Raw genomic sequence first — 26,393 nt, forward strand, 5'->3', positions numbered from 1 at the left:
ATAAAAGTGTTTGTCTTGCTCGTTTTTAAAACTGACGGAATTAATTCTTAATTCCTTACCTATTTCTTTTGTTCAGTTTTCAAAGAACTTGTTTTTCGTTGTCGCTCGTTTTGGCGACTTTTATAAGATACCACCGCCAGCATGTTGATGTCAACAGCTTTTTTCAGTGAATCTTTTTTTGTTTCATCCGCTTCTTGTAAAAGCGACAAGAAGTAATATACCACCTACACAATATAAAGGTCAATACTTTTTCTAATAAAAATTAATTAACCTCTGTTTTTCTCAAATATCTTCTGCAATCAGCTGGCTGTGCAAACCTGCAAAACAAATGATATAGCACTTGATATCTTTCTTCGAGCACAAGTTTAACAATACGATCGAGTTTTTGATCCTCTAGATCAAATCGGATTTCTTCCATCTCTTTTTTTAATACATATTCAAATTCGTTTAATTCCAGATGGTTTAACATCATACCTACCAAGACACTACACCCCGCTCTTTTTTCTTTGGCTGCTTTCGCATTCCTTGCTGCTCTTGTAGTAAGTGGTTGATTTCCGAGACGTACTGTCAGCTGGCGAATTTCACCTGCAGTATCTTCCCTGTCAATGATGAGAATGAACACGGCGAACCAAAAGCAACAATCATTTAGAAAAGAACCATTTCCTTTTTCATTATTGCCACGAAAAGAGTTTGTTATTATTTTCAAGTTTTAAAATTTTCCTGCATATCTTGTCCAGAGATTCATAAATATTTTGTAAGGAAGAATGGACAAGGGGGATTTGTTTTTATGAAATTTTTTTATGTTGTTAACGGCAAGAAACTTAAACAATACATGGTCGTTGTATTTGCGGCATTCTTTGCTGCTTCCCTCGCATTCGTAGGACAGCAGCAGCTATCTGTTTTCTCATCAAAAGACGGACCACGTGCGATCTACAAAGGAGAAGATAAGGGAAACAAAGTGGCACTAACATTTGATATTAGCTGGGGTGATAAGCGTGTTACTCCCATTCTGGACGTACTAAAAGAGAAGGGAATAAAAAACTGCACATTCTTCTTATCCGCAGCATGGGCAGAACGTCATCCAGAAATTGTAGAACGTATTGTGAAGGATGGTCATGAGGTAGCTAGCCTTGGATATCAATATAAAAGTTATACAGAATGGGAAGACAAACAGATTAAACGAGATATCCTTTTAGCACAGGAAAAGATCAAGAAGGTTTCAGGAAAGACGACTTCACTTCTTCGTCCGCCAAATGGAAATTTTGATGATCGCATTTTAAACATTTCTGAGGATTTGCACCATACAGTGGTACATTGGAGCATCGATACGAAGGACTGGAAAAACCCTGGCGTAAATAAAATCGTGGAAACTGCGACAGATGGAACAAAAGCCGGAGACATTATTTTGCTTCATGCATCTGACTCTGTTAAACAAACGCATTTAGCTCTGCCGCAAATTATCGAGAAATTAAAAACGGACGGATTTAAGTTCGTCAGTGTCAGCGAAATGATCGCGAACACAGCAGCGAATACGAAGGAAGTTAAATGAGTGCACAAGACTGATCTCATCATTGGAGGTCAGTCTTTTTCTATTTCGAAACCTCCGCCACAAAAAAACCTTCCCGCTTTCCTTCTAAAAATTTTACCGCTGAATAAAAAACAAAAGCCTTTGCACGTTATGATGCAAGAGGCTTTTTTTGATTCGACTGTAGTAATCTGTGCAGCATTAATATTTGATACGTATTACATAAGATCAGCGGAATAAATGCCATCCATAATGATAACGTATTGTTCTCTTTTAAAACAGGTACCCACTCCAGTACCGTCACTACCGTTATGAAAAACAATGTAGGTATAAATGCAACATTGTTCGTTTGCTTTACCTTTAAGAAAGCAATGATCATGCCATATGCTAAAAGAAGAAGAGGAATGGCAATATAGTTCAGGATGCTTTCTCCTTCTTTATGAAATGAAGAATATCTTAAATAAAACAAATCAAACAATACAACTGCAATTAATAAAAGCTGTACACCATTCCAAAGACTGTGGCTTTTGAAAATCCCCAAACCAAATCGATGAACGGTTAAATACGCAAAAAAGCCCATTTGACTAAAAACACTGAACAAAGCTCCAAAACCAATTAGTCCAAGGATATATAAGAAAAAGTCTAAAAAGCTGCCGCCTTCTGGCAATTTCAAGAAAAGACCAACTACAATGGCACCTGTAATACCAATGAGAATGGTGGTAAAGAATAAAAAGAGCCAACTTTTGATTTTCACGTGTTTTCCCCCTCATACATGCTCCGTAAACGATTGTACCAATGTCCTTTTTAAATTGCCAGTTTTCCTTTAAATAACCAGTATAAATATGTCTAAAACATCAATCCTAACAGTAACGAACCCAACGGAAAGGAGGAGGAATCGTTGAAGAAAATGTATATGTTCTTTTTTTGCATCCTACTAGCAGGCAGCCTTACTGGATGTGCCCAAAATGAAGCACAAGGCAGCTCGCAGATGGATTACCAAACACAAAAGAAGATGCTTGTAGACTTACTGAAAACTGATGAAGGCAAAAAAGCCATTAAAGAAGTATTATCCGATAAAGAAATTCAGCAGGAAATTTTGATTGATCAGGATGTCATTAAACAGACGATCGAACAACAGCTTCTTTCTGAAAAAGGAGAGAAGTTTTGGCAAAAGCAATTTAAAGACCCTAAGTTCTCTGCAGCCTTTGCAAAAAGTATGCGAAAAGAACATGAAAAACTAATGAAAGATCTTATGAAAGATCCTCAATATCAGGCTGAGGTTATGAAGATTATGCAAAATCCGCAAATGGCACAGAAATTATTATCACTCGTTGATACACAGCCTGTAAGAAAAGAAATGAAAAAAATAATGCTTGAAACATTCAACAGTCCGATTGTTCAAGCTCAAATACAAGAAATGCTGAAAAAAGTGGCACATGATGAAATTGACCAGTCTATTTCGAAAAAAGGAAAAGAAGCTTCTGCTAAGAAAAGTACAGAAAGCAGTGCAACCACACAATAAAAGCCTCCCAATAAAGAGAGGCTTTTTTTTATTTTGTTTTTTCGATAACGGTTTTAGCGATGTTAATGTAATGTTCGCCAATCGGATGTGTTCTTTCATATACACTTGGCGCAAAATCATCTTCGTCTATTTTTGGCTGGCCTAAAGGAATTTGACCAAGCAATGGAACTTTTAATTCTTCTGCTAAACGTTTTCCGCCATCTTTACCGAAAACATATTCTTTTTCCCCTGTTGTTTCACTTTGGAAATAGGACATGTTCTCCACGATTCCAAGTACTTGATGGTTTGTCTTGATTGCCATCGTACCCGCTCTTGCCGCAACAAAGGCAGCAGTTGCATGAGGTGTAGTTACAATGACTTCTTTACAGCTCGGAAGCATCTTATGAACATCTAATGCAACGTCACCAGTTCCAGGAGGAAGATCAAGAAGCACATAATCCAAGTCGCCCCATTCTACCTCGCTAAAGAAGTTCATAAGCATCTTGCCTAACATCGGTCCGCGCCAAATAACAGGTGCGTTGTCTTCAACGAAAAACGCCATTGAAATGACTTTTACCCCAAATCGTTCAACAGGAAAAATGCGATCGCCTTTTACTTTTGGCCGTTCTTGAATTCCCATCATATCTGGAACACTGAAGCCGTAAATATCTGCGTCGATCAGTCCTACTTTTTTACCTAAACGCGCGAGAGCTACCGCCAGGTTTACAGACACAGTAGATTTCCCTACTCCGCCTTTTCCGCTTGCGATTGCAATAAACTCAGTCTTGCTGTTCTCGGAAAGAAGCGATGGAGTTCCCGGTTGCTGCTGAGCTTCTTGCTGTTGTCCATCTGTTTGAATATCTTCTCTTTTTTCAAAACGGAGACCGACTGATTCTACTCCTGCATTTTTTAGCACTTGTACAATTTGCTGCTGCAGCTGCATCTGTTCAGGTGTACCTGTATGAGCAAGGCCTAGTTTTAATCCAACGTATCCTTCTTTGATCTTTAATTCCCGGATACTTCCGGAATCCACAACACTTTTATGTAAATAAGGATCTTTTATAGAACCTAACAGCTCAATTACTTTTTCTTCTGTAAGCACAAAGACACATCCTTTACCTGTAAAATTCCTTTTTAGTATAGCATAGGAACATCCTTTTTAGCATGTAAGCGGTTTTAAAGAAGTAATTGATTTATATAAGGCAATTTTCGTATTCATTGCTGCTATTGTAAGTGGTTGATTTCCGTTTCAGGATGCTCGCTTTCCGGGGGGCGTGCGGTGAGCTACCTCGTGCTTTGCACCTAAAGTATCTCACCTGTCTAGCTGCAGCGGCCAGCCCCTCGAGGTCAAAAGTTAAATGGTCCTGAAGGCAAAAAGCGCCTTCCTAGCCCCTTTCCCTTTTGCTTGTCGGGGCTGAACAAGCCACTTCCGCTTTTCCTCTGACCCACTATTCCCCCAGCAGTCTCGCACCTTGCACTCCCATCAACTTTTCAATGATGAGAAAGAATTATACGATTCAAAAGCAACAATCTTTTGAAAAAACCTTTAATCAAAAGCCAAAAAAACTCCTCATTCCGGAGGAGTTTCGTTCGTGTAATATCTGAGCATTCCTTGATAAATAGAGGCTGCCACTTTTTTTTGATATGGTTTTGTTTTTAATAATTCTCGCTCACTTGGATTAGATAAAAACCCTACTTCCACTAAAGCACCCGGTATTTCTGCTGTACGGAGTAAATATAGACCTTCGATTGATTTTGCAAGACGATTCGTGTTTTCAAGATTTCTTTTAATTTCATCTTGAATGAATTTGGATACTCCTTCGCTCTCTTCTCTTCCGGGGTGGAAAAAAACTTGCGCGCCTCTCCATCTGGAGGAAGGCAGTGAATTCAAATGAATACTGATAAATAAGTCCGCATCGTTGTTATTAATGATTTTTCTTCGCGCTTTTAAATCCTCATATTTACGATGTCTTAATTTTTTTGTCCCTTTTTCCGCTAAGTCTTTATCAGACTCGCGTGTCATGATAACGAATGCTCCTGCTTCTTGCAAATAATCGCGCAGCTTCATGGAAATATTTAATGCAATTTCTTTTTCAACAACTTCACCATCCCCAACCGCACCTCCGTCAGCACCTCCATGACCGGGATCGATCACGATGATTTTTCCGGATAGTGGAAGGTTCCAAGGGCGCCAAGAGTCATTATCTAAAAAATGATAGGTGAAAATAAAGATCAGTACAGCACATCCTAGAGCGAGTGATGCCCACTTCACCCATTTCTTCATGTTTTGTCCCCCTATAAACAAGCCATATATCACTATATATATGGGACAAGAAGAAAATTATAACTTAATGAAGTTTCATTCTATATCGCTTTTCACCGTTTCGGTAGCCTTCCATCCACCAAACATGAATATATGCTTCACAGCAAAGATGCAGTGATTCCATCATCATCTCAGTTCCCCAGCACCAAAACTGCCAATATTCAAACAGACCATCCGCTAGGGCTTTTTGTTTTTCGTATGAACGGTCTTTGATTTTTTCTAATGTCTCGCCATGATAAGCGAAACGGCTATAACCCGCTCCGAGCAAATAGGCGTCAATCGCCATATCAATACAAGCATCCTCAATATCATTTTGATACAGCAAAGAATATTCAAAGAACGGCTGAAATAACCGCTGGAATTCTTTTTTTATGTTAGGCAATGATAAATCTCGAAGAACTTTTCGTTCGAAATTTTCTTTTTTGAATCGTTGTTTTTCTCTAAAATTATTTAGAACAATAGCCACGACTTTCTCCCCTTCTTGCGTGTTGTAAACGCATTGTTATTCCATACGTTTATTTTCTGCAGACAACTGCGTATCGACACTGCACAAAAGATGGTAAGGGAAAAGATGGCATCAGAAAGTCTGTTTGTTTCAAAATTTTTCATAATGAATGTGAACAGAGCCCTTTTACGGTACGTGTTATTTTAGGTGTTACACAATTGCTCATAAAAATTGGGTTTTTGCTCTTAGAATTCCGTTTTTGCTCTTAAAATTTCGTTTTTGCTCATAGCATTCAATTTTTGCTCATAGAAACTCACTTTACGCTCATAACTGATCTAAAAGAACAAAAAGAGCAGGTTTCCAATCCAGGAAACCTGCTCATATGTGATAACTTTCTTCATGATCTAATGTTTTGTCATTTTTATTTACGTTTCAGCTCATTTTAATAAGTATTTTCTTATTCAACTGTCCATTTAATTAAAAACAGCTCAAGAGCTTCGTTCAGAACACTTATACTTTTTACCTCATAAAAAAAACCCGCTCTCCAAATGGAGAACAGGTTTTTGAAAGATTAACGTTTTGAGAACTGAGGTGCACGACGAGCGCCTTTAAGTCCGTACTTCTTACGCTCTTTCATACGAGCGTCACGAGTAAGGAATCCAGCTGCTTTAAGTGATCCACGGTACTCAGGATCTGCTTCAAGAAGCGCACGAGAAATCCCGTGACGGATAGCTCCCGCTTGTCCAGTGTATCCACCACCATGTACAGTTACTAATACGTCATATTTGCCGTTAGTTTCTGTTGTGTTAAGTGGTTGCTTAACGATAAGCTTTAATGTTTCTAATCCGAAAAATTCGTCTATGTCACGTCCGTTGATAACGATACGGCCTTCACCAGGAACTAATCGTACACGTGCAACGGAGTGCTTACGACGTCCAGTGCCATAATATTGTACTTGTGCCACGTAAATACCCTCCTTTAATTAACCGCGTAATTCGTAGTTCTCAGGTTTTTGTGCTTGGTTATTGTGCTCAGCTCCAGCATAAACGTGAAGCTTTTTGAACATTTGGCGACCAAGGCTGTTCTTTGGAAGCATACCTTTGATTGCTAGCTCAAGCATTTGGACCGGACGAGTTGTACGCATTTCTAATGCAGTTCTCGTACGAAGTCCACCTGGGTGACCCGTGTGGCGGTAATAAATTTTGTCTGTTAATTTCTTACCTGTTAATTCGATCTTTTCCGCGTTGATGATGATTACGTGATCACCAGTGTCAACGTGTGGTGTATAAATAGGCTTATGCTTACCGCGAAGGATAGAAGCAACTTCACTCGAAAGACGTCCTAGAGTCTTGCCTTCAGCGTCGATCACAAACCATTTACGTTCTACTTCAGAAGCTTTCGCCATGAAAGTCGTACGCATGTGTTTTCCCTCCTGTATCTTCAATCAAATTCAATTATATTCAATGTGAACATTTCCCAAAATATCTCCGGGGCATGTGGACGATATCTTTAGAAATACCAAATAATATCTTATAATATATAAACAACGATGTCAAGTGTATCCTAATATTTCTTCAGATTTCTACTCGTAATTCACTTGATGCAGATAAAGTCCATGAGCAGGTGCTGTTTTGCTTGCAAATGCTCTATCTTTACGTTCGATAATGGTTTTAATATCTTCTGGTCTTTTTCTTCCTTGACCCACATCCAGCAGAGTACCTACAATGATCCTCACCATGTTGTATAAAAAGCCACTGCCTTTAATTTTAAAGGTCAGGTCATCACCATCTTCAATCAAAGATAATTCGTAGATCGTTCTTACTTTATCCGTTACATGTGTTTTTACAGAAGAAAACGAAGTGAAATCATGAGTCCCTAGAAATTGCTCGCATCCGATTTTTATATCATCCCTATTTAAACGGTAGGGAAAATAAAATGCATGATTTCTTCTAAAGATATCCGGCTGATTCCCTGTAAGCAGTTTATAATGATACTCTTTGCTTACCGATGAAAAACGGGAATGAAACGTCTCATCTACTTCCTCAACGTCTCTTACTTGAATATCTTTTGGAAGCATGGCATTTAACCCTCTTTGCCATCCAGAAGCAGGTATATCCATATCCGTATCAAAATGAATCACTTGTCCAATGGCATGAACTCCAGCATCCGTCCGCCCAGAAGCTGATGTAGGGACAAATTCCCCTTTGTGTATCTTTTTTAGTACCGCTTGAACGGAACCTTGCACCGTTCTTCCGATAGGCTGTATCTGGTAGCCCGCAAAATCTGTGCCGTCATATGCTACCGTTACTTTCATACGAGCCATTTTCATTCTCCTTTTTTAACTGCGTAATAAAATGAGGAAGATTGTAAGCAGGGCTAATAGCACTATTGCGATTGAATCCCTTTTATTCCATTCGAGTGCTCTCAGCCTTGTTCTTCCTTCACCGCCGCGATAGCCGCGCGCTTCCATTGCAAGTGCCAGCTCTTCTGCACGTTTAAAAGAAGAGACAAACAAAGGTACAAGCAGTGGAACGAATGCCTTCGCTCTTTCTTTTAATGAACCCGTTGTGAAGTCGGCTCCCCTTGCCATTTGTGCTTTCATGATTTTCTCAGTTTCCTGCAGCAGCGTTGGAATGAAACGAAGTGAGATCGACATCATTAATGCAAATTCGTGTACCGGAAGCTTCCACTTTTTTAATGGACCGAGCAAGTGCTCCAGACCGTCTGTTATATCGATTGGCGTTGTGGTCAGCGTTAAAAGCGACGTCATCATCACGAGCAATAATAGTCTCATCGCGATAAAAATACCTTGTTTCACGCCGCCTTCATAGATCTCCAGCCACCCTGCCTTATACAATAAGTCGCCTTCTTTTGTTAAAAAGATATGCAGCAGCATTGTAAAGACAACCAAAATCAAGATCGGTTTTAATCCTTTATATAAAAAGCGCATCGGAACTTTGGAAGCCGTTATCGTAAAGACAGTAAAAACAGTCAAGATCCCATAAGTCAGCCAGTTATTCGCTAAAAAAACGATGAATAAGTACACAAAAGCGGCGATCAATTTTGAACGGGAATCCATCTTATGCAGAGGAGATTCCGCAGGATAATATTGGCCGATTATAACATTCTGCAGCATGTTAGTTCCCCCTCTTCTTCAGGGTTTCACTTATGCGTTTAGCAAGTTCCTCTATCGTAAACTCATGAAGAGAAAGATTCTGACCCGATAATTCGTTCCATTTTAATAAAAATTGAACGGTTTCTGGTATGTCTAGTCCTACTTTTTGCAATGCTTCCCGCTGACTGAAGATTTGACTTGGATTGCCATGCAGGTACAATTCGCCTTTATGCATAACGGCAATTTCATCTGCGTATTTTGACGCATCCTCCATACTATGAGTAACGAGAACCGTCGTTAAATGGTTTGTTTGATGAAGACGATAAAATAAGTCCATAATTTCCACGCGCCCTGCTGGATCCAAGCCTGCTGTAGGTTCATCAAGAATAAGTACTTCAGGGTTCATAGCAAGCACACCTGCGATTGCTACTCTGCGCATTTGCCCTCCACTAAGGTCAAATGGTGATTTACTTAATACCGTTTGCGGCAGTCCCACCATTTCAATGACGTTTGAAGCTATATTTTTCGCTTCTGATTCTGAGACGCCGAAGTTCATTGGGCCAAACATAATATCTTTTTCTACCGTTTCTTCAAAGAGTTGGTGTTCCGGATATTGAAAGACAATCCCAGCTTTTCTTCTAAGCGGTTTTAAGTTTTGTTTTTTTCCGCCAGCTTTAATAAGTGTTTCGCCTAATTGAACCGAACCTGAAGAGGGCTTTAAAAGACCGTTCAAATGCTGAATCAATGTCGACTTGCCCGAACCCGTATGACCGATCAGAGCGAAGAACGTCCCGTCCGCGATGTGGAGTGTAACATTATGAAGTGCACGTCTTTCAAACGGTGTTCCTTGCATATATAGATGCTGAAGTTGTTTTATGCTAATTTCCATATTGCATTCACCAGCTCTTCCTGCGTCAAATAACCTTTATCAAGCTCCACACCTTCTTGAAGGAGAGCTTCGCTTAACTTTAGTGAAAACGGTAAATCCAGACCTGCTGACAGTAATAATTCTCTTTGCTGAAAAATATCTTCAGGCTTACCCTCAGCTGCTTTTTCACCCATTTTCATTACGACCACTCTGTCTGCACTTAACGCTTCCTCTAAATCATGCGTAATTGAGATAACAGTAATTCCTTCTTTTTCATTCAATTCACGAACGGTTTGCATGACTTCTATTCGCCCAATCGGATCGAGCATAGAAGTAGCTTCATCCAGTATGATTACTGAAGGCTTTTGCGCCAATATACCGGCAATGGCAACTCTTTGCTTCTGACCTCCGGATAGCTGATGAGGCTCCTGGTTTAAAAAAGCTTCCATTCCGACTCGATGTACACTCTCGTTAATACGCTTGACCATTTCTTCCCGGGGAACGCCGAAATTCTCAAGTCCGAACGCAATATCGTCCTGAACGCTTGTCCCAACAAACTGATTATCAGGATTTTGAAATACCATACCTACTTGTCTGCGAACTTCCCATATATCTTCTTGGCTCATCGTAGAGTACTTGCCTGACACGATTACGGCACCTTCATTGGGCAATAACAACCCGTTCAATAATTTTGCCAGGGTGGACTTGCCAGAGCCGTTATGCCCTACTATAGAAAGCCATTCTCCTTGATTAACGTCCAAGCTGACATTTTTCAGCGTGGAATTCTCTTCTCCTGGATACAAAAAGGTCACATCTTTAACTGAAATGATGTTTTCCATGTGACATCCTCCTCTTAGCTGCTGCTCATTCTAAGCTTCTCTCTGCTGTCAATCATACAAACTTCTAAAGTTGCGGTTGATTTCCGTCTCAGATTGTTCGCTTTCCGCGGGGCGCGCGGTGAGCCCACTCGCCGCCTTGGCGAGATTGAATCGTCTCACCTGTCACCCTGATCCCGCAGGAGTCTCGCAACTTACACTCCAATCAACTTTTCAATGGAGTCTTTTTTGCAAAACTTTTCAAAGGGCAATCATTTAGGAAAAAAACTAAAATAAAAAGGGCAAGATTGTCATTTAAGACTTGATCCCGCCCTTTAATCGGTTTATTAAACTAATTCAATGATAACCATTGGTGCACCATCACCACGGCGAGGGCCGATTTTTGCGATGCGAGTGTAACCACCGTTACGCTCAGCAAAGCGAGGTCCAAGGTCACTGAAAAGCTTTTGAAGAGATCTTTGACCACTCTCACTGTCAGCTACTTCATTACGAAGGAATGAAGCTGCTTGACGGCGAGCATGAAGGTCTCCACGCTTACCAAGCGTAATCATTTTTTCAGCAAATTTACGAACTTCTTTTGCACGTGCTTCTGTAGTTTCAATACGCTCGTTGATAATTAAATCAGTTGTTAAATCACGAAGCATTGCTTTACGAACCGCAGATACACGACCTAACTTTTGGTATCCCATGCTTGTATTCCCTCCTCTGCGCGTTTCTCTCTAGTCTTGAAAAAGCGCGTTTTACGAATTAATCGTCAGCGCGTAATGAAAGACCTAGCTCGTCAAGTTTCTCTTGAACTTCTTCAAGAGATTTCTTTCCAAGGTTGCGTACTTTCATCATGTCCTCTTCAGACTTATTCGCAAGTTCTTGAACTGTATTTATTCCAGCACGCTTTAGGCAGTTATAAGAACGAACAGAAAGATCAAGCTCTTCAATAGTCATTTCAAGAACTTTTTCTTTTTGGTCTTCTTCTTTTTCTACCATAATCTCAGCGTTCTGAGCTTGATCTGTTAAGCCAACAAAAATATTTAAATGTTCGCTAATGATCTTCGCACCAAGAGAAACTGCTTCCTCTGGACGAATGCTCCCATCTGTCCATACATCAAGCGTTAGCTTGTCATAGTTTGTTACTTGTCCTACACGAGTGTTTTCAACTTGATAATTCACACGCGAAATTGGCGTGTAAATGGAATCAACTGGAATAACACCAATAGGCATGTCATCGCGTTTGTTGTTTTCTGCCTGAACATAACCACGACCACGTTTTGCGAAAAGCTTCATTTGGAAATGAGCACCTTTTGCTAGTGTTGCGATATGAAGATCCGGGTTAAGGATTTCAACATCACTGTCATGTGTAATGTCTCCAGCTGTTACGACACCATCACCTTGAATATCAATTTCAAGTGTCTTTTCTTCATCAGAGTAAATCTTCATTGCAAGCTTTTTCAAGTTTAAGATAATAGTAGTAACATCTTCAACTACACCTTCAACTGTTGAGAACTCATGCAATACGCCATTGATCTGAATAGATGTAACTGCTGCACCAGGTAGTGAGGACAACAAGATACGACGCAAGGAGTTGCCTAGTGTAGTCCCGTATCCACGTTCAAGTGGTTCAACAACAAACTTTCCGTATGTGGCATCGTCGCTGATTTCAACCGTCTCAATTCTTGGCTTTTCGATTTCGATCATTCAACTGAACCCTCCTTCAAACGTCGAATTTCGGCTGGATCTCCAGCCGAAATTCCCATAGGCATTCCGACTTATCTTACCAAAACTATTTCTACATAACCATTATAGACAAGTAATGGAATTATATACCGTGTATATGATTATACGCGACGACGTTTTGGCGGACGGCAACCGTTGTGTGGTACAGGAGTAACATCACGAATAGCTGTTACTTCTAAGCCTACCGCTTGAAGGGCACGGATTGCAGCTTCACGTCCAGCTCCAGGTCCTTTAACGGATACTTCCAACGTCTTCATACCATTTTCCATAGCTGTTTTACCAGCTGTTTCAGCAGCCATTTGTGCTGCGAATGGAGTAGACTTACGAGATCCTTTAAATCCCATGTGACCAGCAGTCGCCCAAGAAATTGCGTTCCCGTGCGTGTCAGTAATTGTTACGATCGTGTTATTAAATGTTGAACGGATATGTGCTACGCCGACTTCAATATTCTTTTTGACACGACGCTTACGTGTATTAGTCTTACGTGCTTTTGCCATTTAGAGTTTACCTCCTTTTCTTACTTTTTCTTATTCGCTACTGTACGACGAGGTCCTTTACGAGTACGAGAGTTGTTCTTCGTGTTTTGACCACGTACTGGTAATCCACGACGATGACGAACACCACGATATGCTCCGATCTCGATTAGACGCTTAATGTTAAGAGACACTTCACGACGAAGGTCACCTTCAACTTTGTGTCCATCGATGACTTCGCGGATCTTGTTTAATTCTTCTTCAGTTAAATCGCGAACGCGAGTTTCCTCTGAAACACCAGCTTCAGCAAGAATTTGCTGTGCTTTTGTTTTCCCGATTCCGAAGATATAAGTTAAAGAGATAACTACTCGCTTATCGCGAGGAATATCTACACCTGCAACACGTGCCATAATTGCACCTCCCTGTAATTAACCTTGTTTTTGTTTATGTTTCGGATTTTCACAGATCACCATTACAGTGCCTCTGCGGCGAATCACTTTACATTTTTCACATATTGGTTTGACTGATGGTCTTACCTTCATTTTTTTAACCTCCTTATGTCGCGGAGTATATAGATTTATTTAAAACGATACGTTATACGACCACGTGATAAATCATACGGAGACAATTCTACGGTTACTTTATCTCCTGGCAGAATTCGAATGTAGTGCATACGAATCTTTCCAGAAACGTGCGCTAGAACTTTGTGTCCGTTTTCTAGTTCAACACGAAACATGGCGTTCGGCAAAGGCTCGATAACCGTACCTTCTACCTCGATAACATCATCTTTAGCCATCGACTTGATCTCCCTTCTTCAGAGCAATGACTTTCTCGTCGGAAAACTTCGCTACTGCATAACGTAATTTGCCGTTGGTAACACGACCTGTTTCAAGAATGCTTTTTACAACTTCCGGAGAAATAAAATCAAGCAGCTCTAAGTGGTTCAGGTTCTTACGTTTGGCGCGATCGTATTTACGTTTGTCGCCATCCGCAACGAGAACAAAACGTTCATCTAGAATACCGATTATAACACCTAACCGATCTGCGTCTCTTCCTTTAAGTATCCGAACCATCTGTCCTAAGTTCGGTACCGAATCAGATTCGCTCACCATTTCATCACCTTCACTTAGATCTTTGTTAAGATTTCAAAGCCTTCCTCCGTAATGACAACCGTATGTTCAAAGTGAGCACACCATTTGCCATCCGTTGTGACAACCGTCCAGTTATCGGATAATGTTCGAACATAGCGAGTTCCCGCGTTGATCATCGGTTCTATTGCTAAAACCATACCCTTTTTCAAGACCGGCCCTTTTCCAGGCGGTCCGTAATGAGGAATTTGCGGGTCCTCATGTAAGTCCTGGCCTATTCCGTGTCCTACATACTCACGGACAACTGAAAATCCTTCTCCCTCAGCATACTTTTGTATTTCATGAGAAATATCGGTTAATCGGGCACCGGCCTTTGCTTTTTCAAGTCCTTTATACAAAGACTCTTCGGTTACATCCAGAAGTTTTTGAGCTTCATCAGAAATCTCTCCAACTCCGTACGTCCAAGCGGAATCCCCGTGGTAACCGTTGTACTTCGCCCCAATATCTATAGAGATAATGTCGCCATGGTTTAGTACGCGTTTACCTGGTATTCCATGTACAAGCTCTTCATTCACAGAAGCACAAATGCTTCCGCTAAAACCATTATAGTTTTTAAATGAAGGAATTGCACCATGGCTGCGGATAAACTTATCAGCAATTTTGTCCAGTTCCTTTGTTGTTATGCCAGGTTTTATGTGTTTTTTTAACTCTTGATGAGTTAAGGCAACGATGCGACCTGCTTCCCGCATAAGTTCAATCTCGCGCGGCGTTTTGCAGATAATCATTTCGCCAATCCCCCAATAAGTTGGTCAATGTCTTGAAAGACTTTGTCGATATCCTGATCACCATTTATGTTTTTCAGGTAACCTTTATCACCATAAAAATCAAGCAATGGTTTTGCCTGCTTCATGTTCACATTCAAACGGTTTCGAACGGTCTCTTCATTATCATCTTGACGTTGGATAAGCGTACCGCCGTCTTTATCACATACTCCTTCAACCTTTGGCGGGTTGAATATTACATGATACGTGCTTCCGCATGTTTGGCAAATCCGGCGACCTGTTAAGCGCTGCATAAGTTTATCCGAATCCACTGAAATGTTTAGCACATAATCAATTTTTCGGCCTAGCTCATTCGTGATTTCTTCCAGTGCTTCCGCTTGAGCTATAGTTCGAGGGAAACCATCTAGTAGAAATCCTTTTTCACAGTCTGCTTTAGAAAGCCGGTCACGTACGATACCGATTGTAACTTCGTCTGGAACGAGGTTACCCGCATCCATGTACGATTTTGCCTCAAGTCCTAGAGGAGTTTCCTCTTTAATTGCAGCCCGGAACATATCTCCGGTAGAAATATGCGGAATTCCGTATTTCTCAACAATTTTTTCTGCTTGAGTACCCTTACCTGCGCCGGGTAAACCCATTAAGACTAGATACATCTAATCCCTCCATAAATCACAATCGTCTTTTTTAAATAGTTTGCTGGGAAGAAAGATCTTCCCACGCTCCTATTTAATGAAGCCTTTGTAGTGTCGCTTAATTAGCTGACTCTCAATCTGCTTCATGGTGTCTAATGCCACACCTACAACAATCAGCAAGCTTGTTCCACCAATTTTAATGGCTGGCGGCAAGTTCAAACCTGGAATTGCTGTAAAGACAACTGGAAGTACTGCAATTGCAGCAAGGAATAGTGATCCAACAAACGTTAATCGATACAGAATTCTTGTTATATAAGTTTGAGTGTTAGCTCCTGGACGAATACCAGGAATGTATCCACCCTGCTTTTTCAAGTTTTCCGCCATTTGCTCCGGATTTACCTGGATAAACGTATAGAAATACGAGAACCCGATAATTAGGAGCGCATATATAATCATTCCGACTGGTTTCGTATAGTCAAACGTGTTGATAATCCAAGTCGTCACATTGTTTTGCCCAAAGAATCCTGCAACAGTTCTCGGTGTAATAAGCAAGGAAATCGCGAAGATAACCGGTATTACACCTGCTGCATTAACTTTGATCGGCAAATGCGTTGACTGGCCACCAACAGGTTTTGTTCCAACGACACGTTTTGCATACTGAATCGGGATCTTCCGAACACCTTGTTGAATAAAAATAACACCCATAATGATGAATACAATCGCTATTGCAAGCAGTGCAATCGTAACGATGTGCATAAACATCTGATCGCTTCCGCCTTTAAATTGCGTTGTGAAAAGCTGATTAACTGATGTAGGAATAGCAGCGGCAATCCCCGCAAAAATCAGAACCGAAATGCCGTTTCCAATTCCTTTAAGGGTAATCTGTTCGCCTAACCACATTAAAAATGCAGTACCTGCAGTTAAAACTAGCGCGATAAATAGATACGTAGTAATGCTAGGGTCTTGAACGAGTCCTGGAAATAGATTGTTGAAACCGATAGACATACCGATCGCTTGGATAAAACCAAGAACAACTGTTCCATAGCGTGTGAACTGAGCTAATTTCTTTCGCCCTACTTCACCTTGCTTACTCCATTCCGTAAACTTAGGAACAACATCCATCTGCAAAAGCTGCACGATGATTGAAGCTGTAATATACGGCATGATACCCATTGCGAAGATGGAGAAGTTTTTCAACGCTCCACCGCCAAACGTATTTAGAAAACCAAATATGCTAGCACTGTTATCCGAACTAAATGTTAGAACATCGCGGTTTACACCCGGTACTGGAATGAATGTTCCAAGACGGAACACCACAAGCATAGCAAGTGTAAACAATATCTTGTTTCTCAGATCACCCACACGAAAAATGTTGGAGATTGACTGGATCATTAGATCACCTCAGTTTTTCCGCCCGCTGCTTCAATTGCTTCTTTAGCAGAAACAGAGAATTTATGCGCCTTAACTGTAAGCTTAACTTCCAACTTGCCATTGCCTAAAACTTTAATTCCGTCATTAAGCTTGCTTACAACACCTGTTTCAAGAAGAAGTTCTGGAGTTACCTCTGTTCCTTCTTCAAAACGTGCAAGCTTTTCAAGGTTAACAACCGCATACTCTTTACGAGTAGGATTTGTAAACCCACGCTTCGGTAAACGACGTGCTAACGGGTTTTGTCCACCCTCGAATCCTGGTCTTACTCCACCGCCTGAACGAGAGTTTTGACCTTTATGACCACGACCACTTGTTTTACCGTTTCCAGATCCGATACCGCGACCTACACGGTTGCGAACTTTACGGGATCCTTCTGATGGCTTCAACTCATGAAGTTTCATGTGAGCACCTCCTCATGGTTTATTTATCTTTTTACGCTTCTAATTCTTTCACTGTTAAAAGGTGAGATACCTTGTTAACCATACCGCGGATAGCCGCGTTATCTTCGTGTACAACCGTCTGGTGCATTTTGCGCAAACCTAGAGTTTTAACAACTACACGTTGGTTTTCCGGACGGCCGATAACACTGCGAGTGAGGGTGATTTCTAATTTCTTAGCCATCTAATTTCCCTCCTTAACCTAAAAGCTCAGATACTGATTTGCCACGAAGTTTCGCAACGTCTTCAGCACGCTTTAAATTTTTCAATCCTTCAAGTGTTGCACGAACCATGTTGATTGGGTTGTTAGATCCAAGTGACTTAGAAAGAATGTCACCTACACCAGCAAGCTCCAATACCGCACGTACAGGTCCACCGGCAATAACTCCAGTACCTTCAGAAGCTGGCTTAAGAAGCACGTTACCTGCTCCAAAACGACCAACGATTAGGTGTGGGATTGTTGTTTTTACGATTGGTACAGATATTAAGTTTTTCTTAGCATCTTCAATCGCCTTACGGATCGCTTCTGGCACCTCTTGGGCTTTACCAGTACCGAATCCAACGTGACCATTTTTGTCACCTACGACAACCACTGCAGCAAAGCGGAAACGACGTCCACCTTTTACTACCTTAGCTACACGGTTAACCGTAACGACGCGTTCTTCAAGTTCAAGTTTGTTAGGGTCGATACGCATCAGGTTCCCTCCTTCGATTAAAATTCTAACCCAGCTTCACGAGCTGCGTCTGCTAATGCTTTAACACGTCCATGGTATAAATAACCGCCACGGTCAAATACAACCGCTTTGATTCCTTTTTCAACTGCACGCTTTGCGATTTCTTCACCAATCGCTTTAGCAGCATCTACGTTTCCACCGTTTTCTACATTTACACCTTTATCAAGTGAAGATGCAGATACAATCGTTACGCCATTTTGATCATCGATCAATTGAGCATAAATGTGCTTTGTAGAACGGAATACGTTCAAACGAGGACGTTGTGCTGTTCCGCTTACCACGCGGCGAACACGAGCATGTCTTTTCTTACGAGCGACATTCTTATCGGCTTTCGTGATCATCCTTTGCACTCCTTTCCGTTTTTAACTAACGGCTTTATTTACCTGTTTTACCTTCTTTACGGCGTACGAATTCACCTTCGTAACGGATACCTTTACCTTTGTAAGGCTCTGGCGCACGAACTGAACGGATGTTTGCAGCAACTTCACCAACACGTTGCTTGTCAATACCCTTAACGATTACCTTTGTGTTTGAAGGTACTTCGATGTCAATTCCTTGTTCAGGAACGATTTCAACAGGGTGGGAGTAACCAACGTTAAGTACAAGCTTGTTACCAGACTTAGATGCACGGTAACCGACACCAATGATGTCAAGAGCTCTTTCATATCCGTTTGTTACACCAATTACCATGTTGTTTAATACGCTGCGAGTAGTACCGTGTAGTGCACGGTGCTCTTTGTGGTCGCTCGGGCGTTCCACTGTAATTTGGTTATCTTGAAGATTAATTTTAATGTCAGCATTAAATTTGCGAGAAAGTTCACCTTTAGGGCCTTTTACAGAAACAGTGTTGTCAGAAGCAACATCGATCGTAACGCCGCTTGGAACTTCAATAAGTTTATTACCTACGCGAGACATGATGACACCTCCATTCGCTTTTTATTACCTTACCAAACGTACGCTAGTACTTCGCCGCCCATTTTTGATTGGCGCGCTTCTTTATCAGTCATTAAACCTTTTGATGTTGATACGATAGCAATTCCAAGTCCGCCAAGTACACGTGGCAGTTCAGTAGATTTTGCATATACACGTAAACCAGGCTTACTAATACGTTTAAGACCTGAGATTACACGTTCGTTGTTAGAACCGTACTTAAGGAAGATACGAATCATTCCTTGTTTGCTGTCCTCTACATATTCCACATCACGAACAAAGCCTTCACGCTTAAGGATTTCAGCAATTTCTTTCTTTGCGTTAGAAGCAGGAAGCTCCAACTTATCGTGACGAACAGTGTTAGCGTTGCGGATACGAGTTAGCATGTCTGCAATTGGATCTGTCATAACCATTACTAGTTACCTCCTTCCCTTTTTTCAGGGTTTTACCAGCTGGCTTTCTTTACGCCAGGAATTTGACCTTTGTAAGCAAGTTCTCTGAAACAAATACGGCACAGTTTGAACTTGCGGATTACTGAATGAGGACGCCCACAACGTTCACAGCGCGTATATTCTTGCACTTTGAACTTTTGCTTGCGTTGTTGCTTAGCAATCATAGATTTCTTTGCCACGGGTAGACCTCCTTTGGCTAAAGGTTATTTTTGGAATGGCATTCCGACTTGAGTTAATAGCTCGCGAGCTTCCTCGTCAGTGTTCGCAGTCGTTACAATAACGATGTCCATTCCGCGAACTTTGTTTACTTTATCGTAATCGATCTCAGGGAAGATCAATTGTTCTTTTACACCAAGTGTGTAGTTACCGCGACCATCGAAAGATTTCTTAGAAACCCCGCGGAAGTCACGAACACGTGGAAGGGATACGCTGATTAACTTATCAAGGAAGTCATACATGCGCTCTCCGCGAAGTGTAACTTTTGATCCGATCGGCATACCTTCACGAAGTTTGAATCCAGCGATAGATTTCTTAGCACGAGTAATCACAGGCTTTTGACCAGCGATAGCAGTAAGTTCTTCAACAGCAGTATCTAAAACTTTAGAGTTAGAAACAGCTTCACCTACACCCATGTTAATTACGATTTTTTCAATCTTAGGTACTTGCATGACAGAAGTATATTCAAACTTCTCCATTAGAGATGGCATGATCTCTGCTTTATATCTCTCTTGTAGACGGTTCATTATGTGTCCTCCTTTCACTATGAGACTTATTTATCTAGGGTTTCACCAGATTTTTTGGCCACACGAACTTTTGTTCCATCAACTGTTTTGTAACCTACACGAGTAGGAGCACCAGTTTTAGGGTCAAGAGGCATTACGTTAGAAGCATGAATCGGTGCTTCTTGGCTAAGAATTCCGCCTTGCGGATTAGCCTGAGAAGGTTTAGCGTGTTTTTTAACAACGTTCACGCCTTCTACAAGCACTCGGTTTTGCTTCGGATACGCTTCAAGGATTACACCTTGTTTGCCTTTATCCTTACCGGAAATTACTTGAACTTTATCGCCTTTTTTCACATGCAATGGCATTGTGATGTTGCACCTCCTTACAAGACAATAAACGCCTTGCTAGTAAATATATTAAAGAACTTCTGGAGCAAGAGAAACGATTTTCATAAATTGCTTGTCACGAAGTTCACGGGCTACTGGTCCGAAGATACGAGTTCCTCGAGGACCTTTGTCGTCTTTAACGATTACAGCCGCGTTTTCATCAAAGCGGATGTAAGATCCGTCATTACGACGCATTCCACGCTTAGTACGTACCACTACCGCTTTTACTACGTCACCTTTCTTAACAACGCCACCTGGTGTTGCGGACTTAACAGTACAAACGATAATGTCACCGATATTAGCATACTTACGTCCAGAACCACCAAGAACTTTAATGCAAAGAACTTCTTTAGCACCAGAGTTATCAGCAACTCTTAAACGGGATTCTTGTTGAATCATGCGAATGGACCTCCTTTCGGATATATATATAATCCGAACAATTTATTAAATAATTACTGCTTCTTCAACTACTGACAATAGACGGAATCGCTTGTCTTTGGAAAGCGGACGCGTTTCCATAATTTTTACGATATCACCGATCTTAGCAGTATTGTTTTCATCATGCGCTTTTAACTTTTTAGAGTATTTAACGCGCTTACTGTATAAAGAATGTGTCTTGTATGTTTCTACAAGTACTGTAATCGTTTTGTCCATCTTGTCAGAAACAACACGACCAGTGTACACTTTGCGCTGGTTACGTTCACTCATTGTGCGAACCTCCTCTCAAGAATTAACCGTTAGTAATCCCAAGCTCTCTTTCACGTAAAACCGTTTTTGCACGGGCAATTGCTTTACGAACTTCACGAATGCGGGCCGGGTTTTCTAATTGACCTGTCGCCAGTTGGAAACGAAGGTTAAAAAGCTCTTCTTTAAGTGCTTTTGCTTTTTGTTCAACTTCAGCAGTGGTCAGGTTACGAATATCATTAGCCTTCATTTGTGTCACCACCCACTTCTTCGCGTTTAACAAACTTACATTTTACAGGAAGTTTGTGTGCTGCAAGACGCAACGCTTCGCGTGCCACTTCTTCAGAGACACCAGCGATTTCAAACATAACTTTTCCTGGCTTAACTACTGCTACCCATCCTTCAGGAGCACCTTTACCAGATCCCATTCGGACTTCTAGAGGCTTTGCAGTGTAAGGCTTAGACGGGAAAATTTTGATCCATACTTTACCGCCACGCTTCATATAACGAGTCATCGCAATACGAGCTGCTTCGATCTGACGGTTAGTAATCCATGAAGCTTCAAGAGCTTGCAATCCGAATTCCCCGAAATGAACTTCCGTTCCGCCTTTCGCGTTACCACGCATTTTACCACGGTGTTCGCGACGATATTTAACACGTTTTGGCAATAACATAATTATTTGCCTCCTTCCGCTTTTTTCGTTCCTTTTGTTGGAAGGACCTCACCACGGTAAATCCAGATTTTTACACCAAGCTTACCGTAAGTTGTGTCTGCTTCAGCAGTACCGTAATCGATGTCTGCACGAAGAGTGTGAAGAGGAACAGTTCCTTCACTGTAATGTTCACCACGAGCGATATCAGCTCCGCCAAGACGGCCTGATACTTGAGTTTTAATACCTTTCGCTCCAGCACGCATAGCACGTTGGATCGCCTGCTTCATTGCACGACGGAAAGATACGCGGTTTTCAAGTTGACGAGCGATGTTTTCAGCAACTAGCTTAGCATCAACGTCTGCTTGTTTGATTTCAAAGATGTTAACATGAACTCTTTTACCAGTAATATCGTTAAGAGCTTTACGAAGTGCTTCGACTTCAGATCCGCCTTTACCGATAACCATTCCTGGCTTAGCAGTTTTGATTGTGATATTAACACGGTTAGCGGCACGTTCGATCTCGATACCGGAAACTGCTGCGTCCTTTAGACGCTTTTCAATATATGAACGGACTTTAAGGTCTTCGTGTAAAAGATTAGCGTAATCCTTTTCAGCGTACCACTTTGAATCCCAGTCACGGATGACGCCAATACGTAGACCTATTGGATTTACTTTTTGACCCACGTCTTAACCCTCCTTCTTTTCAGAAACAACGATTGTGATGTGGCTAGTACGTTTGTTGATACGGCTTGCTCGACCCATCGCACGTGGACGGAATCTTTTAAGAGTAATACCTTCATCAACGAACGCTTGCTTAATCACTAAGTTGTTCGGTTCCATTTCATAGTTGTGTTCTGCGTTTGCAATAGCAGACTTAAGCACCTTTTCAATTACAGGAGAAGCTGCTTTAGGCGTCAAACGTAGAATCGCAAGTGCCTCACCTACTTGCTTACCTCGAATCAAGTCGATTACGATGCGAGCTTTACGAGGAGCAATACGCACTTGTTTAGCAATTGCTTTTGCTTCCATTTTGTGTACCTCCCCTCAATTAACGTCTAGTTTTCTTATCATCAGCTGCATGGCCTTTGTAAGTACGAGTTGGTGCAAATTCACCCAACTTGTGTCCGACCATATCTTCTGTACAGTATACTGGCACATGTTTACGACCATCATAAACAGCGATTGTGTGACCGATGAAGTCAGGGAAGATCGTAGAACGACGAGACCAAGTTTTAACAACTTTCTTGTCGTTAGATTCGTTAAGCGCCTCGACCTTTTTCATCAAGTGGTCATCTACAAAAGGCCCTTTTTTCAAACTGCGACTCATTTGAGAACCTCCTTTGTGTTTGCGCTACGGCTCGTTTGAACCGTAGGACAATCACATTATTTTTTGCGACGACGTACAATGTACTTGTCAGTTTGGCTGTTTTTCTTACGCGTTTTGTAACCAAGAGTAGGTTTACCCCATGGAGACATTGGCGATTTACGTCCGATTGGAGCGCGGCCTTCACCACCACCGTGCGGGTGATCGTTAGGGTTCATTACAGAACCACGAACTGTTGGGCGGATACCCTTCCAACGAGAACGACCTGCTTTACCAACGTTTACAAGTTCGTGTTCCAAGTTACCAACTTGACCGATTGTTGCACGGCAAGTAAGAAGGATCATGCGAACTTCACCAGAACCTAGACGAACTAGAGCATATCTCTCTTCTTTACCAAGAAGTTGAGCTTCAGCACCAGCTGAACGAGCTAGCTGTCCACCTTTACCAGGCTTAAGTTCGATGTTGTGAATTGTAGTACCTACAGGAATGTTAGCTAATGGAAGTGAGTTACCTACTTTGATATCAGCTGTAGTTCCGGACAGAATTTCTTGTCCTACTTTAATTCCTTTAGGAGCTAAGATATAACGCTTCTCACCATCTGCATAGTGGATAAGAGCGATGTTAGCTGTACGGTTTGGATCGTATTCGATTGTAGCAACGCGACCTGGTATTCCATCTTTGTTACGTTTGAAATCGATGATACGATACTTACGCTTGTGTCCACCACCTTGATGACGAACAGTTAGTTTACCTTGGTTGTTACGTCCACCTTTTCTGGTAACAGGAGCAAGCAAGGATTTTTCTGGCTGGTCAGTTGTGATTTCAGCAAAGTCAAGCTGAGACATTCCACGACGACCGTTTGTTGTCGGTTTAAACTTTTTAATACCCATCGTAATTTCCCTCCTTTACGAGTTCTTTTTAAACTCCTTCAAAAAAGTCGAGTTCTTTGCTTTCTGGAGTTAATGTTACTACTGCTTTTTTACGCTTAGACGTATAACCAGTATGACGGCCTACACGCTTGAACTTACCTTTGTAAGTAGCAGTGTTTACAGATTGAATTTTAACACCGAAGATTTCTTCTAGTGCGCCTTTGATTTGAGTCTTAGTAGCACGAGTATCAACTTCGAATGTATATTTTTTGTCAGCCATTATTTCAGTTGAACGCTCTGTAATAACGGGGCGCTTAATCACATCACGAGCTTCCATTATGCGAGCACCTCCCCTACTTTTTCCACAGCGTCTTTAGTCATAAGAAGCTTGTCGTGGTTTAACACGTCAAGAACACTAACGCCGTTTGCCGTAACTACTGTTACGCCAGGGATGTTTCGAGCAGATAATGCAACATAGTCATTGTAGTCTGCTGTAACAACTAGTGCTTTGCGATCTGCGGATAGATTTGAAAGTACTTGCATCATGTCCTTTGTTTTAGGCGCATCAAAAGCAAGTGCTTCTAAAACGATTAAATCGTTATCAATAACCTTAGAAGATAGCGCTGATTTAATAGCTAAACGGCGAACCTTCTTAGGAAGTTTGTATGAATAGCTTCTTGGTGTTGGTCCGAAAACCACTCCACCGCCAACCCATTGTGGAGAACGGATAGATCCTTGACGAGCACGTCCAGTACCTTTCTGTTTCCAAGGCTTGCGTCCACCACCAGCAACTTCAGAACGATTCTTTACATCGTGCGTTCCTTGGCGCTGTGATGCTTGCTGCATAATAACAGCGTCGAAAAGCACGCTTTTATTTGGTTCAATACCGAAAACGGATTCGTTTAATTCGATATCGCCAGCTTGAGTACCATCTTGTTTAAATAATGCTACTTTTGGCATCAGATTGTCCTCCTTCCTTATTTAGCATCCTTTGCTTTAACAGCAGAGTTAATTGTAACGTAGCTCTTTTTCGCTCCAGGTACGTTACCTTTGATCAATAGAAGATTACGCTCTGTATCAACCTTAACAACTTCAAGGTTTTGTACAGTTACTGTATCTCCACCAGTACGTCCAGGCAATGCTTTCCCTTTGAAAACACGGTTAGGGTCAACTGCACCCATTGAACCAGGACGACGGTGATAACGGGAACCGTGGCTCATTGGCCCGCGTGATTGTCCGTGACGCTTGATAACACCTTGGAAACCTTTTCCTTTAGATGTTCCAGTAACGTCTACAGCTTCACCTTCTGCAAAAATATCAACCTTGACTTCCTGACCAACTTCGTATCCCGCAACATCAACATTACGGAATTCTTTAACGTAGCGCTTAGGGCTAGTGCTAGCTTTTGCTGCATGACCTGTTTGCGGCTTGTTAGTACGGGATTCTTTTCTATCGTCAAATCCAAGTTGGATAGCTTCGTAGCCATCGTTCTCTGCGGATTTCTTTTGAAGAACAACGTTAGGAGTTACTTCTACTACAGTAACTGGAATTAAATCACCGTTTTCAGCGAAAACTTGAGTCATACCAATTTTCTTACCTAAGATTCCTTTGGTCATTCGTCACACCTCCTATTAATAAGTAAAATTATATAAAGCAATCATGAAATTATAGTTTAATTTCGATGTCTACACCAGACGGTAGATCCAAACGCATTAATGAATCAACAGTTTGTGGTGTTGGCTCGATGATATCGATCAAGCGCTTGTGTGTACGCATTTCGAACTGCTCACGAGAATCCTTGTACTTATGAACCGCACGCAGGATTGTGTAAATAGCTTTCTCAGTAGGTAGTGGGATTGGACCTGATACCTTTGCACCTGAACGCTTAGCAGTTTCTACGATTTTTTCAGCTGATTGATCCAGAATTCTGTGATCATACGCCTTTAAACGGATACGAATCTTTTGCTTTGCCATTTTTTTCCCTCCTTTATTCGCCTATTTTGATAAACAGACATTGCTCCGCGGAAATTTAACCTGATATCACCAGCCATGGCAAAGGGGCCTAGTGTGTCAGCAACCTTCCGGATCATCGCAGTGAATGACCAACATTACTCATTATAGAGAAAATCAACGCCTAATGCAAGTTTTATTTGTATATTTATTGCGCAATCGCACTTTTTCTATTATAGAGAGTTATAGTGGCTATTTCAACAGGAATTTTGTTCAAATTGCAGGTTTGAAAATACGAGGTAATACCGGTAAGTTTTAATGGAATTTTATTTAATAATCGATGCGGTTATTCATTGGTATAACAGCTGGTCAGAATGTGAGATCGAGGTGCTGATTATTAGAATTTGTTTTTCGCGAGTATATTTAGAAAATTTCGTGTGAGTTGAGGACGATTTCCTGAGGTTTTACAAATTTAGCGCGAGAATATCATATATATACGTAAG

At 41.3% G+C, this 26,393-nt stretch carries 45 protein-coding genes; 2 read left to right on the forward strand and 43 right to left on the reverse strand.

The genetic code is table 11. The annotated features are described in order from the left end of the window. Window positions 1–59: 59 nt before the first annotated feature. Together J2X07_RS18455 and J2X07_RS18460 are read right to left on the reverse strand one after the other, a co-directional pair. Window positions 60–209, reverse strand: coding sequence for a hypothetical protein (locus J2X07_RS18455; RefSeq protein ID WP_310262220.1), 150 nt, complete (start codon window positions 207–209; stop codon window positions 60–62). A 53-nt stretch (window positions 210–262) separates the two neighbouring features. Next, the gene (locus J2X07_RS18460) at window positions 263–706 is read right to left on the reverse strand and encodes a hypothetical protein (RefSeq protein WP_310262222.1); all 444 of its coding nucleotides are present in this window, start codon (window positions 704–706) and stop codon (window positions 263–265) included. Between the two features lie 81 nt (window positions 707–787). On the opposite strand from J2X07_RS18460, the gene pdaB reads away from it, so the two are divergent. Next, window positions 788–1,549, forward strand: a complete 762-nt coding sequence (gene pdaB / locus J2X07_RS18465) for a polysaccharide deacetylase family sporulation protein PdaB (RefSeq protein ID WP_310262225.1) — start codon at window positions 788–790, stop codon at window positions 1,547–1,549. A gap of 127 nt (window positions 1,550–1,676) precedes the next feature. Here pdaB and J2X07_RS18470 read toward each other — a convergent pair whose 3' ends face one another. After that, on the reverse strand, window positions 1,677–2,279 hold the full coding sequence (locus J2X07_RS18470; protein ID WP_310262227.1) for a KinB-signaling pathway activation protein: 603 nt from the start codon (window positions 2,277–2,279) through the stop codon (window positions 1,677–1,679). A 153-nt stretch (window positions 2,280–2,432) separates the two neighbouring features. Here J2X07_RS18470 and gerD point away from each other — a divergent pair, with 153 nt between their 5' ends. Then, the gene (gene gerD, locus J2X07_RS18475) at window positions 2,433–3,047 is read left to right on the forward strand and encodes a spore germination lipoprotein GerD (RefSeq protein ID WP_310262418.1); all 615 of its coding nucleotides are present in this window, start codon (window positions 2,433–2,435) and stop codon (window positions 3,045–3,047) included. 28 nt (window positions 3,048–3,075) lie between these two features. On the opposite strand, the gene J2X07_RS18480 is transcribed toward gerD, so the two are convergent. From J2X07_RS18480 to rpsJ, 40 genes are all read right to left on the reverse strand, one after another. Next, window positions 3,076–4,128, reverse strand: coding sequence for an Mrp/NBP35 family ATP-binding protein (locus J2X07_RS18480; RefSeq protein ID WP_310262230.1), 1,053 nt, complete (start codon window positions 4,126–4,128; stop codon window positions 3,076–3,078). A 468-nt stretch (window positions 4,129–4,596) separates the two neighbouring features. Continuing rightward, window positions 4,597–5,310, reverse strand: a complete 714-nt coding sequence (cwlD, locus tag J2X07_RS18485) for an N-acetylmuramoyl-L-alanine amidase CwlD (protein WP_310262233.1) — start codon at window positions 5,308–5,310, stop codon at window positions 4,597–4,599. A 64-nt stretch (window positions 5,311–5,374) separates the two neighbouring features. After that, window positions 5,375–5,815, reverse strand: coding sequence for a DUF2521 family protein (locus tag J2X07_RS18490; protein WP_310262236.1), 441 nt, complete (start codon window positions 5,813–5,815; stop codon window positions 5,375–5,377). A 550-nt stretch (window positions 5,816–6,365) separates the two neighbouring features. Continuing rightward, window positions 6,366–6,758, reverse strand: a complete 393-nt coding sequence (gene rpsI, locus J2X07_RS18495; protein ID WP_310262238.1) for a 30S ribosomal protein S9 — start codon at window positions 6,756–6,758, stop codon at window positions 6,366–6,368. Window positions 6,759–6,776: 18 nt separating this feature from the next. After that, a complete protein-coding gene (rplM, locus tag J2X07_RS18500) occupies window positions 6,777–7,214 on the reverse strand; it encodes a 50S ribosomal protein L13 (protein WP_066237860.1) in 438 nt (145 codons plus the stop codon). Window positions 7,215–7,376: 162 nt separating this feature from the next. Next, the gene (gene truA / locus J2X07_RS18505; RefSeq protein WP_310262245.1) at window positions 7,377–8,117 is read right to left on the reverse strand and encodes a tRNA pseudouridine(38-40) synthase TruA; all 741 of its coding nucleotides are present in this window, start codon (window positions 8,115–8,117) and stop codon (window positions 7,377–7,379) included. Window positions 8,118–8,132: 15 nt separating this feature from the next. Beyond that, window positions 8,133–8,930, reverse strand: coding sequence for an energy-coupling factor transporter transmembrane component T family protein (locus tag J2X07_RS18510; protein ID WP_310262247.1), 798 nt, complete (start codon window positions 8,928–8,930; stop codon window positions 8,133–8,135). A 1-nt stretch (window position 8,931) separates the two neighbouring features. Next, window positions 8,932–9,798 carry an energy-coupling factor ABC transporter ATP-binding protein gene (locus tag J2X07_RS18515; protein ID WP_310262249.1) on the reverse strand — a complete coding sequence of 289 codons (867 nt, stop codon included), beginning with the start codon at window positions 9,796–9,798 and terminating at the stop codon, window positions 8,932–8,934. Next, window positions 9,783–10,616: an energy-coupling factor ABC transporter ATP-binding protein gene (locus tag J2X07_RS18520; protein ID WP_310262252.1), complete on the reverse strand. Its 834-nt coding sequence runs from the start codon at window positions 10,614–10,616 to the stop codon at window positions 9,783–9,785. The genes J2X07_RS18515 and J2X07_RS18520 overlap by 16 nt, the downstream gene beginning before the upstream one ends. 323 nt (window positions 10,617–10,939) lie before the next feature. Next, complete coding sequence (gene rplQ, locus J2X07_RS18525) at window positions 10,940–11,302, reverse strand: 50S ribosomal protein L17 (RefSeq protein ID WP_310262255.1); 363 nt, start codon at window positions 11,300–11,302, stop codon at window positions 10,940–10,942. Between the two features lie 58 nt (window positions 11,303–11,360). Then, on the reverse strand, window positions 11,361–12,305 hold the full coding sequence (locus tag J2X07_RS18530) for a DNA-directed RNA polymerase subunit alpha (protein WP_310262257.1): 945 nt from the start codon (window positions 12,303–12,305) through the stop codon (window positions 11,361–11,363). Window positions 12,306–12,445: 140 nt separating this feature from the next. After that, window positions 12,446–12,841 carry a 30S ribosomal protein S11 gene (gene rpsK, locus J2X07_RS18535; RefSeq protein ID WP_310262260.1) on the reverse strand — a complete coding sequence of 132 codons (396 nt, stop codon included), beginning with the start codon at window positions 12,839–12,841 and terminating at the stop codon, window positions 12,446–12,448. Between the two features lie 20 nt (window positions 12,842–12,861). Next, window positions 12,862–13,227, reverse strand: coding sequence for a 30S ribosomal protein S13 (gene rpsM, locus J2X07_RS18540; RefSeq protein ID WP_310262262.1), 366 nt, complete (start codon window positions 13,225–13,227; stop codon window positions 12,862–12,864). A gap of 18 nt (window positions 13,228–13,245) precedes the next feature. Then, entirely contained in the window at window positions 13,246–13,359 is a 114-nt protein-coding gene (gene rpmJ / locus J2X07_RS18545; protein ID WP_007203526.1) for a 50S ribosomal protein L36, read from the reverse strand. Between the two features lie 35 nt (window positions 13,360–13,394). After that, on the reverse strand, window positions 13,395–13,613 hold the full coding sequence (gene infA, locus J2X07_RS18550; protein WP_066237890.1) for a translation initiation factor IF-1: 219 nt from the start codon (window positions 13,611–13,613) through the stop codon (window positions 13,395–13,397). Continuing rightward, window positions 13,606–13,926, reverse strand: coding sequence for a KOW domain-containing RNA-binding protein (locus J2X07_RS18555; RefSeq protein WP_310262277.1), 321 nt, complete (start codon window positions 13,924–13,926; stop codon window positions 13,606–13,608). Before J2X07_RS18555 ends, infA begins: the two co-directional genes overlap by 8 nt. A 17-nt stretch (window positions 13,927–13,943) precedes the next feature. Beyond that, complete coding sequence (gene map / locus J2X07_RS18560; protein ID WP_310262280.1) at window positions 13,944–14,690, reverse strand: type I methionyl aminopeptidase; 747 nt, start codon at window positions 14,688–14,690, stop codon at window positions 13,944–13,946. Then, window positions 14,687–15,340: an adenylate kinase gene (locus J2X07_RS18565; RefSeq protein WP_310262284.1), complete on the reverse strand. Its 654-nt coding sequence runs from the start codon at window positions 15,338–15,340 to the stop codon at window positions 14,687–14,689. The genes map and J2X07_RS18565 overlap by 4 nt, the downstream gene beginning before the upstream one ends. A 69-nt stretch (window positions 15,341–15,409) precedes the next feature. Then, a complete protein-coding gene (gene secY, locus J2X07_RS18570) occupies window positions 15,410–16,711 on the reverse strand; it encodes a preprotein translocase subunit SecY (RefSeq protein WP_310262287.1) in 1,302 nt (433 codons plus the stop codon). Continuing rightward, window positions 16,711–17,151 (reverse strand): 50S ribosomal protein L15, encoded by a 441-nt coding sequence (gene rplO, locus J2X07_RS18575; protein WP_310262290.1) that lies wholly within the window; start codon window positions 17,149–17,151, stop codon window positions 16,711–16,713. Before rplO ends, secY begins: the two co-directional genes overlap by 1 nt. Before the next feature lie 31 nt (window positions 17,152–17,182). Further along, window positions 17,183–17,371, reverse strand: coding sequence for a 50S ribosomal protein L30 (gene rpmD, locus J2X07_RS18580; protein WP_066285557.1), 189 nt, complete (start codon window positions 17,369–17,371; stop codon window positions 17,183–17,185). A 13-nt stretch (window positions 17,372–17,384) separates the two neighbouring features. After that, a complete protein-coding gene (gene rpsE, locus J2X07_RS18585) occupies window positions 17,385–17,885 on the reverse strand; it encodes a 30S ribosomal protein S5 (RefSeq protein ID WP_310262421.1) in 501 nt (166 codons plus the stop codon). Window positions 17,886–17,899: 14 nt separating this feature from the next. Next, complete coding sequence (gene rplR, locus J2X07_RS18590; protein WP_310262294.1) at window positions 17,900–18,262, reverse strand: 50S ribosomal protein L18; 363 nt, start codon at window positions 18,260–18,262, stop codon at window positions 17,900–17,902. A 34-nt stretch (window positions 18,263–18,296) separates the two neighbouring features. After that, on the reverse strand, window positions 18,297–18,836 hold the full coding sequence (gene rplF / locus J2X07_RS18595) for a 50S ribosomal protein L6 (RefSeq protein ID WP_310262296.1): 540 nt from the start codon (window positions 18,834–18,836) through the stop codon (window positions 18,297–18,299). 29 nt (window positions 18,837–18,865) lie between these two features. Continuing rightward, complete coding sequence (gene rpsH / locus J2X07_RS18600; protein WP_310262299.1) at window positions 18,866–19,264, reverse strand: 30S ribosomal protein S8; 399 nt, start codon at window positions 19,262–19,264, stop codon at window positions 18,866–18,868. 32 nt (window positions 19,265–19,296) lie between these two features. After that, window positions 19,297–19,482: a 30S ribosomal protein S14 gene (gene rpsN, locus J2X07_RS18605; RefSeq protein WP_008356542.1), complete on the reverse strand. Its 186-nt coding sequence runs from the start codon at window positions 19,480–19,482 to the stop codon at window positions 19,297–19,299. Window positions 19,483–19,506: 24 nt separating this feature from the next. Further along, window positions 19,507–20,046: a 50S ribosomal protein L5 gene (gene rplE / locus J2X07_RS18610; protein WP_310262302.1), complete on the reverse strand. Its 540-nt coding sequence runs from the start codon at window positions 20,044–20,046 to the stop codon at window positions 19,507–19,509. A 26-nt stretch (window positions 20,047–20,072) separates the two neighbouring features. After that, a complete protein-coding gene (rplX, locus tag J2X07_RS18615; protein ID WP_310262425.1) occupies window positions 20,073–20,384 on the reverse strand; it encodes a 50S ribosomal protein L24 in 312 nt (103 codons plus the stop codon). 57 nt (window positions 20,385–20,441) lie between these two features. After that, a complete protein-coding gene (gene rplN / locus J2X07_RS18620; RefSeq protein ID WP_310262304.1) occupies window positions 20,442–20,810 on the reverse strand; it encodes a 50S ribosomal protein L14 in 369 nt (122 codons plus the stop codon). 45 nt (window positions 20,811–20,855) lie between these two features. After that, the gene (rpsQ, locus tag J2X07_RS18625) at window positions 20,856–21,119 is read right to left on the reverse strand and encodes a 30S ribosomal protein S17 (protein ID WP_310262307.1); all 264 of its coding nucleotides are present in this window, start codon (window positions 21,117–21,119) and stop codon (window positions 20,856–20,858) included. Between the two features lie 22 nt (window positions 21,120–21,141). Continuing rightward, the gene (rpmC, locus tag J2X07_RS18630; RefSeq protein WP_066237940.1) at window positions 21,142–21,345 is read right to left on the reverse strand and encodes a 50S ribosomal protein L29; all 204 of its coding nucleotides are present in this window, start codon (window positions 21,343–21,345) and stop codon (window positions 21,142–21,144) included. Continuing rightward, a complete protein-coding gene (rplP, locus tag J2X07_RS18635) occupies window positions 21,335–21,769 on the reverse strand; it encodes a 50S ribosomal protein L16 (protein ID WP_066237943.1) in 435 nt (144 codons plus the stop codon). The genes rpmC and rplP overlap by 11 nt, the downstream gene beginning before the upstream one ends. 2 nt (window positions 21,770–21,771) lie before the next feature. Then, on the reverse strand, window positions 21,772–22,431 hold the full coding sequence (rpsC, locus tag J2X07_RS18640; RefSeq protein WP_310262313.1) for a 30S ribosomal protein S3: 660 nt from the start codon (window positions 22,429–22,431) through the stop codon (window positions 21,772–21,774). A gap of 3 nt (window positions 22,432–22,434) precedes the next feature. Next, a complete protein-coding gene (gene rplV / locus J2X07_RS18645) occupies window positions 22,435–22,776 on the reverse strand; it encodes a 50S ribosomal protein L22 (RefSeq protein ID WP_066237948.1) in 342 nt (113 codons plus the stop codon). Window positions 22,777–22,795: 19 nt separating this feature from the next. Next, window positions 22,796–23,074 carry a 30S ribosomal protein S19 gene (gene rpsS, locus J2X07_RS18650; protein ID WP_310262315.1) on the reverse strand — a complete coding sequence of 93 codons (279 nt, stop codon included), beginning with the start codon at window positions 23,072–23,074 and terminating at the stop codon, window positions 22,796–22,798. A 56-nt stretch (window positions 23,075–23,130) separates the two neighbouring features. Next, window positions 23,131–23,961 (reverse strand): 50S ribosomal protein L2, encoded by an 831-nt coding sequence (gene rplB / locus J2X07_RS18655; protein WP_310262317.1) that lies wholly within the window; start codon window positions 23,959–23,961, stop codon window positions 23,131–23,133. A gap of 28 nt (window positions 23,962–23,989) precedes the next feature. Further along, complete coding sequence (gene rplW / locus J2X07_RS18660; RefSeq protein ID WP_310262320.1) at window positions 23,990–24,277, reverse strand: 50S ribosomal protein L23; 288 nt, start codon at window positions 24,275–24,277, stop codon at window positions 23,990–23,992. Further along, a complete protein-coding gene (gene rplD, locus J2X07_RS18665) occupies window positions 24,277–24,900 on the reverse strand; it encodes a 50S ribosomal protein L4 (RefSeq protein ID WP_310262324.1) in 624 nt (207 codons plus the stop codon). Before rplD ends, rplW begins: the two co-directional genes overlap by 1 nt. Window positions 24,901–24,917: 17 nt before the next feature. Beyond that, window positions 24,918–25,556: a 50S ribosomal protein L3 gene (gene rplC, locus J2X07_RS18670; RefSeq protein ID WP_310262326.1), complete on the reverse strand. Its 639-nt coding sequence runs from the start codon at window positions 25,554–25,556 to the stop codon at window positions 24,918–24,920. A 49-nt stretch (window positions 25,557–25,605) separates the two neighbouring features. Next, a complete protein-coding gene (gene rpsJ / locus J2X07_RS18675) occupies window positions 25,606–25,914 on the reverse strand; it encodes a 30S ribosomal protein S10 (protein WP_053356198.1) in 309 nt (102 codons plus the stop codon). Window positions 25,915–26,393 lie beyond the last annotated feature (479 nt).

It is taken from the genome of Fictibacillus barbaricus (assembly GCF_031457135.1).
In the GTDB taxonomy this organism is placed as follows: Bacteria; Bacillota; Bacilli; order Bacillales; family Fictibacillaceae; genus Fictibacillus; species Fictibacillus barbaricus_A.